Origin of the sequence: Bradyrhizobium daqingense, from assembly GCF_021044685.1 — a bacterium.
In the GTDB taxonomy this organism is placed as follows: Bacteria; Pseudomonadota; Alphaproteobacteria; order Rhizobiales; family Xanthobacteraceae; genus Bradyrhizobium; species Bradyrhizobium daqingense.
In genome coordinates, this window is the sequence record NZ_CP088014.1 from 3759939 (window position 1) to 3772925 (window position 12987).

Genomic DNA, 12987 nt, shown 5'->3' on the forward strand with positions numbered 1-12987 from the left:
GAGAGGCGCATGGGCGAGGGCGCAGCCGAACAGGACGACAAGGCCGGCAGGGCGAAAGGCCAGCGTGAAGGCCAGCGCCGGCTCGCGCAATGGGTCCGCGACTATCGCCGCCTGCCCGGCATTCCCGATGAGTTCCTGGGGCCCGACGGCGCCCCGCGCGCGGTCTGGAGCCGCTTCTTTGATGCCTTCGGCGCGCTCGCGCCCGACGAGGCCGAGCGGCGCTTCGCCATGGCCGACCGTCACCTCCGCGAGGCCGGCGTCACCTACCGCGCGCCCGGCGACAGCGCCGACCGGCCGTGGTCGCTGAGCCATCTGCCGCTCCTGATCGACGAAGCCGATTGGCGGCAGCTCTCCGCCGGCATCACCCAGCGCGCCGAGCTGCTCGAGCTCGTGCTGCGCGACATCTATGGCGAGGGCCGTCTCGTCGCCGAGGGCGCGCTGCCGGCCGCCGCGATCGCGGGCAGCCCCGAATATCTCCGCCCCGTCTGCGGCGTGCCGCCGCCGGGCGGGCGCTATCTTTCGATCTACGCCGCCGACGTCGGCCGTGGCCCCGACGGCCGCTGGTGGGTGCTCGGCGACCGCACCCAGGCGCCTTCAGGCGCGGGCTATGCGCTGGAGAACCGCCTCGTGCTCTCGCGCGCCTTCTCCGATCTCTACAAGTCGATGAACGTGCCGCGTGTCGCGCCGTTCTTCGAAGCGTTCCGCGACTCTCTTCGCGCGCGCGCCGATCGCGACGAGCCGCGCATCGGCGTGCTCACCCCCGGCAGCTTCAGCGAGACCTATTTCGAGCATGCGACGCTGGCGCGTTATCTCGGCTTCCTGCTGGTCGAGGGCGACGATCTCGCCGTCAGCGATAACCGCATCCACATCCGTACCGTTGCCGGCCTGAAGCGGCTCGACGTGCTGCTCCGCCGCGTCGATTCCAACTCGCTCGATCCGCTCGAGCTCGATGCCTCCTCGCGGCTCGGGGTGCCCGGCCTGATCGATGTGCTGCGCAAGGACGGCGTCGTCGTCGCCAATATGCCGGGCTCGGGCGTGCCGGAGGCGCGGGCGCTGCTCGGCTTCCTGCCGGCGCTGAGCCGCCGCCTGCTCGGCGAAGAGCTGAAGATGCCGCACATCGCGACCTGGTGGTGCGGCCAGCGGTCCCCGCGCGACGAGGTGCTGGCGCGGCTCGACGAAGTCGCGATCGAAGGCGCCTACCGCCGCGGCGTGCCCGGCTTCGACAGCAATGGTCCGGTGCTCGCGAGCGAGCTCGATCCGAGCGATCGTCAGCGCCTGGTCGAAGCCATCACCACGCGCGGCATGGACTATGTCGGCCAGGAGGTGGTGCGGCTCTCGACCATGCCGGTGTGGGAGCAGGGCCAGCTCACGCCGCGCCCCTTCGTGCTGCGCGTGTTCGCGGCTGCCACGCCCGACGGCTGGGCCATCATGCCCGGCGGCTTCTGCCGGATCGCAGAGCAGCCCGATGCACGCGCGGTGTCGATGGGCGACGGCGCCCGCGCGGCCGACGTCTGGGTCGTCTCCGACAAGCAGGTCTCGACGGCGACGCTGCTGCCGGCGACCGACAAAGTCCGCATCCGCCGCATCGCCGGCGTGCTGCCGAGCCGGGCCGCCGACAATCTGTTCTGGCTCGGCCGCTATCTCGAACGCGCCGAGGCGACGCTGCGCCTGGTGCGCGCACTGGGCTCGCCGAGCGGGCCCAACAAGGGCACCGCCGCCTCGTTGCAATCGGCCGAACGCATCCAGCGCCTGCTGGTGGCCTGGGGCGCGATCTCGCAGACCTCGCGCACTGGGCCCGGCCGCATCGTTGCCGAAGCGCTGCAGAGCGAGGCGCATTTCGGCTCGGCGCTGTCGCTGGTGCGCGCAGCGCAGCGCACCGCGACCTCGCTGCGCGAACGCCTGTCACCCGATGCCTGGCAGGTCATCACCGAGATGGCCGAACGCCTCGCTTACGAGGTCGAGGACGACGACAGCGTGGTCAGCGCCGCCGAGCTGACCTTGCAGGAGCTGGCGAGCTTCGCAGGGCTTGCGCAGGAGAACATGAACCGCGCCGCCGGCTGGCGCTTCCTCGACGTCGGCCGCCGCATCGAGCGCGCCATCAACACCACGCGCTTCACGCGCCAATTCGCCTATGACGAGGCCGGCGACGAGGATCTCGACATCCTGTTGACCCTGGTGGATTGCCAGATCACCTATCGCTCGCGCTATCTGCTGGCGCCGGTCCTGGCGCCGGTCCGCGACCTCGCCGTGCTCGACGGCTACAATCCGCGTTCGGTGGCGTTCCAGGTGACGACGCTGAACGAGCACATCGCCGCGCTGCCGAGCCTGAAGGAGCACGGACTGATCGAGAAGCCGCAGCGGCTTGCGGTGGCGATGCAGGCGATGCTCGCGACCGCGGAGGCCGAGAAGCTCGAGGTCAAAACCCTGTTCGCGCTGGAGCAGGATCTGCTCAGCCTTGCCGAGGCGATCGGGCAGCACTACTTCCCGCACGGCCCCAATGCCAGCCGGCCGGAAAAGCTGACGGGGCTGGCGTGATCTACGACATCCGTCATGTCACGACCTACGAATATGAGAGTCCGGTCAGCTTCGCCCGTTGCACGCTGCGGCTGGAGCCGAGAAGCGGCAGCGGCCAGGAGCTGATCTCGCACCGCGTCGAGATTCGGCCGCGTCCGGCCGAGCGCAATGTCCGCCGCGATTTCTTCGGCACGCTCACCGAGAGCGTGGTGATCGAAGCCGCCCATCGCAATCTGCGCATCGACTCGCGCTCGCGCGTCTCCGTCTCGCGCCGGCCGCCGGCGCGCGATGCCGCGAGCCCGCCCTGGGAGACCATTCGCGACATTGCCTTCGAAGCGACGAGCCTCGGGCCGTCCTCGCCGGTCGGCTACGTTTTTGCGAGCCCCTTGGTGCCGGTGCTGCGTCCGGTCAGCGCCTATGCCGCCGAAAGCTTTCCACCCGGCGCGGGCGTCCTTGCCTGTGCCGCCGATCTCATGCGTCGCATTCGCAGCGAGTTTCGCTATGATCCCAAGGCGACGGTGATTTCGACGCCGCTCGGCGAGGTCTTCGACAAGCGTCACGGTGTCTGCCAGGACTTCGCCCATGTGATGATCGCGGGGCTGCGCGGGCTCGGTCTGCCGGCGGCCTATGTCAGCGGCTATCTGCGCACCATCGCGCCGCCGGGCCAGGCGCGGCTGCAAGGCGCCGACGCCACCCATGCCTGGGTCGCGCTGTGGTGCGGGGCCGATCTCGGCTGGGTCGATTTCGATCCGACCAACGATCTCCTGGTCGCGAACGACCATATCGTGCTCGCCATCGGACGCGATTTTTCCGACGTCTCGCCCATCGACGGCATCATCGTTGGTTCGCCGAAACAGAAGCTCGGCGTCGCCGTGGACGTGGTGCTGGTCGAATAACCGCAATCTTGCGGTCTGGACACCGGCCGCCGGAGGCTGTATCGCGCCGTTATTGCAACCGCGATATGGCGGAGCGCACCTGCAACATATTTTCGTGTTGTCGTTCCAGGATTTGGTCCCTCGGCCCAAGATGGGATATGGTGGACGGTGCGCCGAGGACAAGAACGAAACATCGGGAGTTGGCGTGGGACACCACCGACGAGCGGGGCTGCATCCATGATGACGTTACCGAGGCTGGCGGCTGAATCCCTGGAGGAATTCCTCGGGAAGTTCATGCGTCGCCGGTACGATGAAGCTTCTGCCAACATCGTCGAGAGCGCGACGCGCACCGCGATGGAATGCATCGGCAACAGCGATGCGCTCTATCACAATATCGAGCACACGATGCTGGTGACGCTGGCGGCACAGGCGATCCTCCGCGGCCGAAGCCTTCATACCCATCTCTCGGCCGAGGACTACGTTCATGTCCTGATCGCCTGCCTCGCCCATGATATCGGCTATGTACGCGGGCTGTTCGAGGAGGATGATGCCGACGGCTTCGTGATCGACGCGGCCGACACCAAGATCTCGCTGCCGCGCGGTTCATCGGACGCGAGCCTGATGATGTATCACGTCGACCGCTCCAAGCTTTATGTGACGCGGCGACTGCGGCACATTCGTGGGGTAGACCCGGACCGCGTCGCCCGCGCCATCGAGGGGACACGCTTTCCCGCCCGCGAAGGGCAGGAATACGACGACGAGGCGTCGATCCTGCGCGCGGCCGACTTCATCGGCCAGCTCGGCGATCCCAACTATTTGCGCAAGGCCAATGCGCTCTATTACGAGTTCGAGGAGGTCGGCATCAACCGCCAGCTCGGCTACGATTCGCCCGCCGACATCGTGAACCGCTATCCACAATTCTATTGGAACAGCGTCGCACCGCACATCCAGACCGAGATCGGCTATCTCAACAAGACCGAGATCGGCCGGCAGTGGATCGCCAATCTCTACAGCAACGTGTTCCGTGCCGAACGCGACATCGCGCTGTCCGGCCCGCAGCGGTAGGCTAGGCTCTCGTAGCCCGGATGAGCGAAGCGATATTCGGGGCCGGTGGTGCGTGATCCCGGATGTCGCTTCGCTCATCCCGGCTACCATCGCGATCAGATCGTGAGCAAAGCATGCAACAAAAATCCATCACCACCGATGTCCTCGAGATCGCCTATCTCGACTATGGCGCGGCCGACGGCTGGCCCTGCATCATGGGCCACGGCTTTCCCTACGACGTGAACGCCTATGCAGAGACCGCACCGCTTCTTGCCCAGGCCGGCGCCCGGGTGCTGGTGCCCTGGCTGCGCGGCTATGGGCCGACGCGGTTTCGCTTCCCCGAGACGCTGCGCTCCGGCGAGCAGGCGGCGTTGGGGGCCGATCTTCTCGCCTTCATGGACGCGCTCGGCGTCGCGCGCGCGGTCGTCGGCGGTTATGACTGGGGCGGACGTGCCGCCTGCGTGATCGCGGCACTCCATCCGGAGCGTGTGGTCGGCCTCGTCTCCGGCAATTCCTACAACATCCAGAACATCGCCCGCTCCATGGAGCCGGCCTCGCCGCCGGAGGAGGCGGCACTCTGGTATCAATATCTCTTCCACAACGAGCGTGGCCGCCGCGCGCTGGAGCGCAACCGGCGCGGCTTCGCCCGCCAGCTCTGGTCGATGTGGTCGCCGAAATGGACGTTCGACGAGGCGACCTTCGAGCGTAGCGCCGTGTCTTTTGACAATCCCGATTTCGTCGACGTCGTGATCCATTCGTATCGACACCGCTATGCGCTGGTCGACGGAGACCCTGCTTATGCAGCGATCGAGGCAAAGCTCGCCGCGCAGCCACAAATCCGCGTCCCCACGATCGCCATCGACGGCGACAGCGACGGCGTCAATCCCGGCACCGCTCATCATGCGCGCAAGTTCGAGGGCTTTTTCGAGCGTCGCGTATTCGCGGGCGCCGGTCACAATCTGCCGCAGGAGCGGCCGGCCGAATGGGCAAAGGCTGTGCTCGATCTTCGGAAAGCTGCCGAACGATAGGCCGGCAAGTCATCGATAGCCTGACTCCTCACCTTGAGGGTCTCAGGGGGAGCGTGTCCGCTAACGACCGGTCCTTTCGATTTTTCCCGATCCTGGGAACCTTTTGCAATCGCAGCCGTCCAAGCTGTGGGGCCGCCATTGTCTGCGGCCCGTTGCAGGGGAGGTCGTTCGATGAAGTCACAACCGCGTCGGCTGGAACGTGTTGCGGTGGCGCAGGCGCCGAGCGACCGGCCTAACAGGGCGGAGGTCGAGCAGGCGATCCGGACCATGATCCGTTGGGCCGGCGATGATCCCGCGCGCGACGGTCTGCGCGAAACGCCTGATCGCGTCGCACGCGCCTTCGAGGAGTATTTCTCAGGCTATGCGCAGGATCCGACCGAGATCCTGCAAAAGACGTTCGAGGAGATCGAGGGCTACGACGAGATGATCGTGCTACGCGGGGTGCGCTTCGAAAGTCATTGCGAGCACCACATGGCGCCCATCGTCGGCCGCGCCTGGGTTGCCTATATCCCGCAAGGGCGTGTGGTCGGCATCTCCAAGCTCGCGCGTCTGGTGGACATCTACGCCAAGCGTCTCCAGATCCAGGAGAAGATGACCGCACAGATCGCCAACACGATCAACGACGTGCTGAACCCCGAAGGCGTCGGCGTCATCATCAAGGCGACGCATCACTGCATGACCACGCGCGGCGCGCACAAGCCGGGGACCGATCTCGTCACCAGCCGCATGCTCGGCGTGTTCCGCGACAATGCGCTGACACGTCAGGAACTGCTGGGGCTTGCCAATTCAGACGATTGATCCGCGGGGGCCCAAAGGAGACGTCACAATGGCCGAGGACAACAAGCCGAGCGGACCCGACCTGACCAAAGGCGTGTCGCTGACCGCATTCAAGGAGGGCAAATTACTCGGCCATGTCGGCGAAGAGAATGTTCTCCTGGTCCAGACCAGAGACGACATCTTCGCGATCGAGCCGTCTTGCAGCCACTACCACGGCCCGCTCGCCGAAGGCCTGGTGGTCGGCGACACCATCCGCTGCCCCTGGCATCACGCCTGCTTCTCGTTGCGGACGGGCGAGGCCACCCGCCCGCCGGCATTGAATGCGCTGGCGGTATGGGACGTCTCGCGCGATCGCGACAACATCGTCGTTCAGCGCAAGCGCGAGGCGCCTAAACCAACATCAGCTCATCGTAGCGCACCGACGCCGGAGAAATTCGTCATTATCGGCGGCGGCGCAGCCGGCTTCGCGGCTGCCGAGACGCTCCGGCGCGAGGGCTTTGCCGGGGCCATCACCATGCTCAGCAATGACGGCGCGATGCCGGTTGACCGGCCGAACCTCTCCAAGGATTACCTCGCCGGCAATGCGCCGGAGGATTGGCTGCCGCTGCGCGGCGAGGACTATTATCAGGATGCGGACATCGATCTCAGGCTGAACGTAGCCGTCTCCGCGATCGACCCGAAGGGACGAAGCGTCACGCTGGGCAATGGCGACAGATTGCCATTTGATCGGCTGCTGCTTGCGACCGGCGCCGAGCCGGTCAAGCTGCAGATCCCGGACGCGGACCAGCCGCATGTCCACACCTTGCGGTCCGTCGCCGACAGCCGCGCCATCATCAAGGCCGCGAGCAGTGCGAAGCGCACTCTGGTGATCGGCGCCAGTTTCATTGGCTTGGAAGTCGCGGCGTCCTTGCGGGCGCGCAAGCTGGAGGTCCACGTGGTCGCGCCCGAGGAGCGACCGATGCAGAAGGTGCTCGGCCCCGAGATGGGCGATTTCGTCCGGTCGCTGCATGAAGAGAACGGCGTTGTCTTTCACTTGAAGGACACGGTGGAAAGACTCGACGGCATGCGGGCGACGCTGAAGAGCGGCGCGGTGATCGAGGCTGACCTCGTCGTGGTCGGCATCGGCGTCAAGCCGCGCCTTGCGCTCGCCGAGCAGGCGGGGCTCGCAGCCGATCGTGGCGTCAGCGTAACCGAGTATCTGGAGACCAGCATATCCGGCATCTTCGCCGCCGGGGACATCGCGCGCTGGCCCGACCCGCATTCGCGACAAACCATCCGTGTCGAGCACTGGGTCGTGGCGGAGCGGCAGGGTCAGACCGCGGCACGCAACATGATCGGCAGGCGCGAACGCTTCGACGCGGTGCCGTTCTTCTGGTCCCAGCACTATGACGTGCCAATCAACTATGTAGGCCACGCCGAGAGCTTTGACGACGTCGCGATCGACGGCAGCATCTCCGGCAAGGACTGCCTGTTGAAATACCGCAAGGCCGGACGCGTACTGGCCGTCGCCTCCATCTATCGCGATCTCGACAACCTGAAGGCCGAGCTCGAGATGGAGCGGCCGCGGGCCTGACACCGCATTCAATCTTGATTTGGGTCAATGTTGCTGCTGGTGGGGCTGCTCTGCTGCCTATCGTCCCGGTACGGCCCGTGCTATCCTGGATTGTGCCTCCGGGCTTCGCAGCAGGAGTGGCGTCATGACAAGTGCTTCGGATACGTCTCAGCGTCTTGGCCTGGGCTCGGGCATCGCGACGCTGCATGCCAAATGGGGCTGGATCGTCGCGCTCGGTGTCGTTTATCTCATCGCCGGCTTTGTCGCGTTCGGCAGCGTCGCGATGGCGACGGTGGCGAGTGTGATCGTGGTCGGTGCCATGATGATCGTCGCCGGCGCGGCCGAGATCATCGGTGCGTTCCAGATGAAGAGCTGGGGCAAGTTCCTGGTCTGGGCCTTGCTCGGCGTGCTCTACGTGGTCGCCGGCTTCCTGACCTTCGCGAACCCGTTGTTCGCGGCAGTCCTGCTGACGCTCTTTCTGGGCGCATCGCTGATTGCCTCTGGCGCCGTCAGGCTGTTTCTCGCCTTCAGCATGAAGCGCGAAAGTCCGTGGGTGTGGGTCGCGCTCTCGGGCGCAGTCACGCTGCTGCTCGGTCTCTTGATCGTAGCTCGCTGGCCGGTGAACAGTGTCTACATCCTCGGACTGTTTCTCGGCATTGACCTGATCATGGCCGGCGCCGGCTGGATCAGCTTGGGCTTTGCCTTGAAGCGGCGCGGCTAAGCAAAGCCATCAGCAACTCGACGCAAGACCATCTGGCGGAACTCCGGTGAGCTGACGCGCTGGCAAAAGGCAGCACGCCGCGTGAGCCCTTCGCGCGGCGATGATCACCGGGGAGAAACCATGAAAGCCGCTTTGGTCCTGGCCGCAGCGCTCGCTGCCGCCTGCCTGTCCACGCCCGCCGCCGCACAAAAGTCCTACGGTCCCGGCGTCAGCGACACCGAGATCAAGATCGGCAATACCATGCCCTATAGCGGCCCGGCCTCGCCGCTCAGCATCACCGGCCGGGTGATCGCGGCCTATTTCGACGAGGTCAACGAGAAGGGCGGGGTCAACGGCCGCAAGCTCAATCTGCTTTCGCTGGACGACGCCTTCTCGCCGCCCAAGACCATGGAGGCGGCACGGCGGCTGGTTGAAGGCGACGGCGTCGCCTTCATCTTCGCGACCATGGGCACCGCGCCGAGCTCGGCGATCGCGAAGTACCTCAACAGCAACAAGGTGCCGCAGCTGTTCCTGATCAGCTCGGCCTCGAAGTGGAACGATCCCGCCAACATGCCCTGGTCGATGGCGCTGCCCTGGGCGCCGAACTACACCAGCGAGGCCGCGATCGACGTCGCCTATGCCCGCGCCAAGAACCCGAATGCGCGATTTGCGGTGCTCTACCAGAACGACGACGCCGGAAAGGAATACTTACGCGGCGTCAAGGAGGCGCTCGGTGCCGACGCCGACAAGGCGATCGCGATGGCCTCGAGCTTCGAGGTCGCCGATCCCACCGTGGATTCCCAGGTGCTGACGCTCGCCAACACCAAGGCCGACGTCTTCATGATCTATTCGGTGACGCCGCGCGCCTGCGCGCAGGCCATTCGCAAGGCCCATGAGGTCGGCTGGCAGCCGACGCGCTTTCTGGCCTCCGGCTGCGCCAACAAGGCGACCGTGATGGTGCCGGCCGGCCTCGACGCCGGCAAGGGCGTGCTCTCGCTCGGCTCGCTCAAGCCGTTCGTGGCCGAGCCGAAGAACGATCCGGCGATGACGGCCTATATCGAATTCATGAAGAAGCGCCTGCCCAATGCCGACGTCAACAACGTCGCCGGCCTCTACGGTTACACCGTCGCCGAGGCGCTGGTGATGCTGCTGAAGCAATGCAAGGACAATCTGACGCGCGAGAACATCATGGCGCAGGCCGCGAACATGAAGAACGTGCCGCTGTCGCTGTTGATGCCCGGCATCACTCTCAACACCACCCCGCAGGATTTCCGCCCGATCAAGGACGGCTACATGCTCCAGTTCGACGGCAACGACTGGGTGATCGCGAGCGAGCTGTTGCGCGGGACGTGAGGGGCGCGAGCGGCCGCGGGGACGATGCACCCTCTCCCCTTGTGGGAGAGGGTGGATCGCCGTGAAGCGGCGAGCCGGGTGAGGGTTATCTGTCCTCACGAACAGTCTTGCGCGCGGATGCAACCCCTCATCCGGCGCTTCGCGCCACCTTCTCCCACAAGGGGAGAAGGGAAGAGGCATCATCAAGCGCAGCGAACAGGAGACCAGAATGGACTTTCAACACTCTCCCCGTTCGCTGGAGCTACAGGACCGTGTCCGCCAGTTCATGCGGGCTAACGTCGAACCGGTCGAGGATCTCTATTACGAGCAGGTCAAGCCGGAAGCCGCGCGCTACAAGACGCCGCAAATCCTTCAGGACCTGAAGCGGCTGGCGCGGGAGCAGGGGCTCTGGAATCTGTTTCTCTCCGGCGAGCACGGGCCCGGGCTCACCAATCTCGAATATGCGCCGGTGAAGGAGATCATGGGCCGCATCCTCTGGGCGTCGGAGGTCTTTAACTGCTCGGCGCCCGACGTCGGCAACATGGAGGTGCTGGCCAATTACGGCACGCCGGCGCAACAGGAGCGCTGGCTGAAACCGCTGCTTGAGGGGCGCATCCGCTCCGGCTTCTCGATGACCGAGCCGCAGGTCGCCTCCAGCGACGCCACCAACATCCAGTGCGAGATCCGGCGCGACGGCGATGACTACGTCATCAATGGCCGGAAGTGGTTCACCTCGGGCGCGATGAACGAGGATTGCGAGATCCTGATCGTGATGGGCAAGACCGCGCCGGATGATCCCGACCGTCACCGCCAGCAGTCCATGATCCTGGTGCCCAAGAATACGCCCGGCGTGCGCATCGTCCGCGACATGCTCACCTACGGCTATGACGACGCCCCTGTCGGCCATCCCGAGATCGTCTATGAGAACGTCCGCGTACCCGCCGAGAACATTCTGCTCGGCGAGGGCCGCGGCTTCGAGATCGCGCAGGGGCGGCTCGGGCCCGGCCGCATCCACCATTGCATGCGGCTGATCGGCTGCGCCCAGCGCGCGCTGGAATTGATGTGCCAGCGCGCGGTCTCGCGCATCGCTTTCGGCAAGCCGCTGGCCGAGCAGGGCTCGGTGCGCGAGGACATCGCGCATTCCTTCTGCGAGATCGCGCAGGCGCGGCTCCTGACCCTACAAGCCGCCGACAAGATGGACCGCGAAGGCAACAAGGCCGCGCGCGACCTGATCGCCGCGGCCAAGATCGTGGTGCCCAGCATGGCCGCCCGTGTCATCGACCGCGCCATCCAGATCCACGGCGCCGCCGGCGTCTCGCAGGACACCTTCCTCGCCCGCGCCTATGTCTACGCCCGCTTCATCCGCATCGGCGACGGTCCGGACCAGGTGCACCTCGCCGCGGTGGGGAAAGAGCTGATCAGGCGGGGCGGGGTGATGGCGGGGTAGGGGGGTTGTCTCCGCGCTAGGATGTGCGCATAGAGGAATGCTTCGGTCCCGGGCAAGCAATTGCACACTTCGTTTTCGGGCCCGTCTGGACATGTGGACGCAGGTTCGGAGATCCGATGCGTTGTCCATTCTCACTAGCTGTCTCGCGGCAAAGTGCTAGGCTTTGGACATGGACGGGCGTTTCCTCCGCGGTGCTGAATGAGACGACGCGAGTTCATGAAGCTGATTGGCGGCGCGGCGGCGACGTGGCCGCTTGGGGCGCGTGCGCAGCAACCGCCCGGGTGGCGCTACAAGGTAGCCTATCTCGCGAGCGCGTCGCGGGAGCAAACGCTTCGTAATGTCCGAGCCTTCGAAGCGGGCCTGCGGAGCCTTGGTTACCGCGCTGGCGAGAATGTCTTCATCGAGAACCGCTTTGCCGACGGAGACATGGGACGGCTAGCGGCACTTGCCACAGAGATGGCTGGGATCGGCGTAGACGTCATCGTGTCCGGGACCAATGCGACCACGGCCGCGGCCATGAAGGCGACAGGGCCAATAGTGCTGAGCCGGTCGGTGCGAATGATTTCAGGCTGGGCTTCTGACCTAACTGCCACGTGACCGTCGCGCATCAGAACCTCCGCCGAGTTGCTTGAAACGGTAGCGAACTGCCGCTGGTTCATGCCTTGCAGCGCGCACCTCGGATAGCGGGGCTTGGCGAACACTCATCGATCGCTGTTCCGAGTGTTTCTACGACTTGCCACTTTCTGGAGGGCTTGCCGCGCCGGTTTGGTTCGGCGACACTGCCTCTATTTCAAGTAGTTGTTTCAAAGGGGGTCTTTATGCCCGAGACTTTGGAAAGCCTGTTGTGGTGTGCCGCGATGGCTACGTGGCTGATGCTTCTCTTCAGTATGATGAGTGAGCGCCTGAAGCCTCTCTCGAAACGCCTCGGTCATCTGCTCGAGGTTGCTTTCAGGCTGAGAGCGAAGTGATGCCGTAACGAAGGCGCAGCGACGTCGGGCAAGCTGGCGGAGCTGCGCGTCGACTTGGCCATGTCAGACCGAATTGATCCGCCCCAATCGTGGAGCTGCACGCTCGGCTACACGCTGGGGAAGAGGTTGAAACGAACGAGGCTGATAAAGCATGATCCGGAAGTGCGAAGCGCTTTTCCGGAAAGATCACGCGTCAACAACAACACAAAGCGCGATGACGATTCACTTAATCCTATCGCGCTTCTAGCCTGCCATCCTCCGGTCGAGGGAGAACCGGCCCGCTCCGGTGACAAAGATCAACAGAGCGCCTCCCATGATGGAGATGTTCTTCAGGAAATGATTGTACTGCCCGATCTGTTGCGCACCGGCGGGGTATTCCCAGTAACGATGTCCGATCGCAGTCGCCGACAATACGAACAGAAAAACCAAGACCGCGCAGTAGCGCGTGCCAACGCCGAGGATCAGACAAGCCGACATCAATATTTCCACCGCGACGGTCGCCGCCGTGAACAATTGGGGCGCGGGAAGGTTCAGCGACCGAAAATAGGCGACTGAGCCACCGAAATTGGTGAGCGCGCCGTATGCGCTTCCGACGAAGACCCAGGCAAGCAGGATGCGACCGACCAAAATCAGCATGTCGGCATTTTTGGTGGCGAACGTGTCGGTCCCGGATGTGGACCAGGGCGAGCGGAATGACATGGTCACTGCCTTATCGTCTTGTTGACGATGGCACTTCAATATCGGTGATCG

General features: G+C 65.0%; 11 protein-coding genes. 10 read left to right on the forward strand and 1 reads right to left on the reverse strand.

Annotation, left to right across the window (positions count from 1 at the left end; translation table 11 throughout):
• The first annotated feature begins 9 nt into the window (after positions 1 to 9).
• The 10 genes from LPJ38_RS17895 to LPJ38_RS17940 all read left to right on the forward strand — a co-directional run bounded on the left by LPJ38_RS17895 (position 10) and on the right by LPJ38_RS17940 (position 11866).
• A complete protein-coding gene (locus tag LPJ38_RS17895) occupies positions 10 to 2535 on the forward strand; it encodes a circularly permuted type 2 ATP-grasp protein (protein WP_145627799.1) in 2526 nt (841 codons plus the stop codon).
• Positions 2532 to 3410: a transglutaminase family protein gene (locus LPJ38_RS17900; protein WP_145627796.1), complete on the forward strand. Its 879-nt coding sequence runs from the start codon at positions 2532 to 2534 to the stop codon at positions 3408 to 3410. Before LPJ38_RS17895 ends, LPJ38_RS17900 begins: the two co-directional genes overlap by 4 nt.
• 216 nt (positions 3411 to 3626) lie before the next feature.
• Positions 3627 to 4454, forward strand: a complete 828-nt coding sequence (locus LPJ38_RS17905; RefSeq protein WP_167520195.1) for an HD domain-containing protein — start codon at positions 3627 to 3629, stop codon at positions 4452 to 4454.
• 113 nt (positions 4455 to 4567) lie between these two features.
• A complete protein-coding gene (locus LPJ38_RS17910) occupies positions 4568 to 5461 on the forward strand; it encodes an alpha/beta fold hydrolase (protein WP_145627793.1) in 894 nt (297 codons plus the stop codon).
• A gap of 171 nt (positions 5462 to 5632) precedes the next feature.
• Positions 5633 to 6259, forward strand: coding sequence for a GTP cyclohydrolase I FolE (folE, locus tag LPJ38_RS17915; RefSeq protein ID WP_145627791.1), 627 nt, complete (start codon positions 5633 to 5635; stop codon positions 6257 to 6259).
• 28 nt (positions 6260 to 6287) lie between these two features.
• On the forward strand, positions 6288 to 7811 hold the full coding sequence (locus tag LPJ38_RS17920; protein WP_145627787.1) for an FAD-dependent oxidoreductase: 1524 nt from the start codon (positions 6288 to 6290) through the stop codon (positions 7809 to 7811).
• Between the two features lie 124 nt (positions 7812 to 7935).
• On the forward strand, positions 7936 to 8511 hold the full coding sequence (locus LPJ38_RS17925) for an HdeD family acid-resistance protein (protein WP_145627783.1): 576 nt from the start codon (positions 7936 to 7938) through the stop codon (positions 8509 to 8511).
• A gap of 120 nt (positions 8512 to 8631) precedes the next feature.
• Entirely contained in the window at positions 8632 to 9843 is a 1212-nt protein-coding gene (locus LPJ38_RS17930) for an ABC transporter substrate-binding protein (protein WP_145627780.1), read from the forward strand.
• Between the two features lie 208 nt (positions 9844 to 10051).
• Entirely contained in the window at positions 10052 to 11269 is a 1218-nt protein-coding gene (locus LPJ38_RS17935; RefSeq protein ID WP_145627776.1) for an acyl-CoA dehydrogenase family protein, read from the forward strand.
• 216 nt (positions 11270 to 11485) lie between these two features.
• On the forward strand, positions 11486 to 11866 hold the full coding sequence (locus LPJ38_RS17940; RefSeq protein WP_158644726.1) for a type 1 periplasmic-binding domain-containing protein: 381 nt from the start codon (positions 11486 to 11488) through the stop codon (positions 11864 to 11866).
• A 614-nt stretch (positions 11867 to 12480) separates the two neighbouring features.
• On the opposite strand, the gene LPJ38_RS17945 is transcribed toward LPJ38_RS17940, so the two are convergent.
• Positions 12481 to 12936 (reverse strand): DoxX family protein, encoded by a 456-nt coding sequence (locus LPJ38_RS17945; protein ID WP_167520214.1) that lies wholly within the window; start codon positions 12934 to 12936, stop codon positions 12481 to 12483.
• Positions 12937 to 12987 lie beyond the last annotated feature (51 nt).

Excerpts from the sequence above, each read along its gene's own strand:
- LPJ38_RS17905 (WP_167520195.1), top strand. The coding sequence starts at position 3,627 with ATGATGACGTTACCGAGGCTGGCGGCTGAATCCCTGGAGGAATTCCTC.
- LPJ38_RS17935 (WP_145627776.1), top strand. The coding sequence starts at position 10,052 with ATGGACTTTCAACACTCTCCCCGTTCGCTGGAGCTACAGGACCGTGTC.
- LPJ38_RS17940 (WP_158644726.1), top strand. The coding sequence starts at position 11,486 with ATGAAGCTGATTGGCGGCGCGGCGGCGACGTGGCCGCTTGGGGCGCGT.
- LPJ38_RS17925 (WP_145627783.1), top strand. The coding sequence starts at position 7,936 with ATGACAAGTGCTTCGGATACGTCTCAGCGTCTTGGCCTGGGCTCGGGC.
- LPJ38_RS17895 (WP_145627799.1), top strand. The coding sequence starts at position 10 with ATGGGCGAGGGCGCAGCCGAACAGGACGACAAGGCCGGCAGGGCGAAA.
- LPJ38_RS17945 (WP_167520214.1), bottom strand. The coding sequence starts at position 12,936 with ATGTCATTCCGCTCGCCCTGGTCCACATCCGGGACCGACACGTTCGCC.
- LPJ38_RS17920 (WP_145627787.1), top strand. The coding sequence starts at position 6,288 with ATGGCCGAGGACAACAAGCCGAGCGGACCCGACCTGACCAAAGGCGTG.
- LPJ38_RS17930 (WP_145627780.1), top strand. The coding sequence starts at position 8,632 with ATGAAAGCCGCTTTGGTCCTGGCCGCAGCGCTCGCTGCCGCCTGCCTG.
- folE (WP_145627791.1), top strand. The coding sequence starts at position 5,633 with ATGAAGTCACAACCGCGTCGGCTGGAACGTGTTGCGGTGGCGCAGGCG.
- LPJ38_RS17910 (WP_145627793.1), top strand. The coding sequence starts at position 4,568 with ATGCAACAAAAATCCATCACCACCGATGTCCTCGAGATCGCCTATCTC.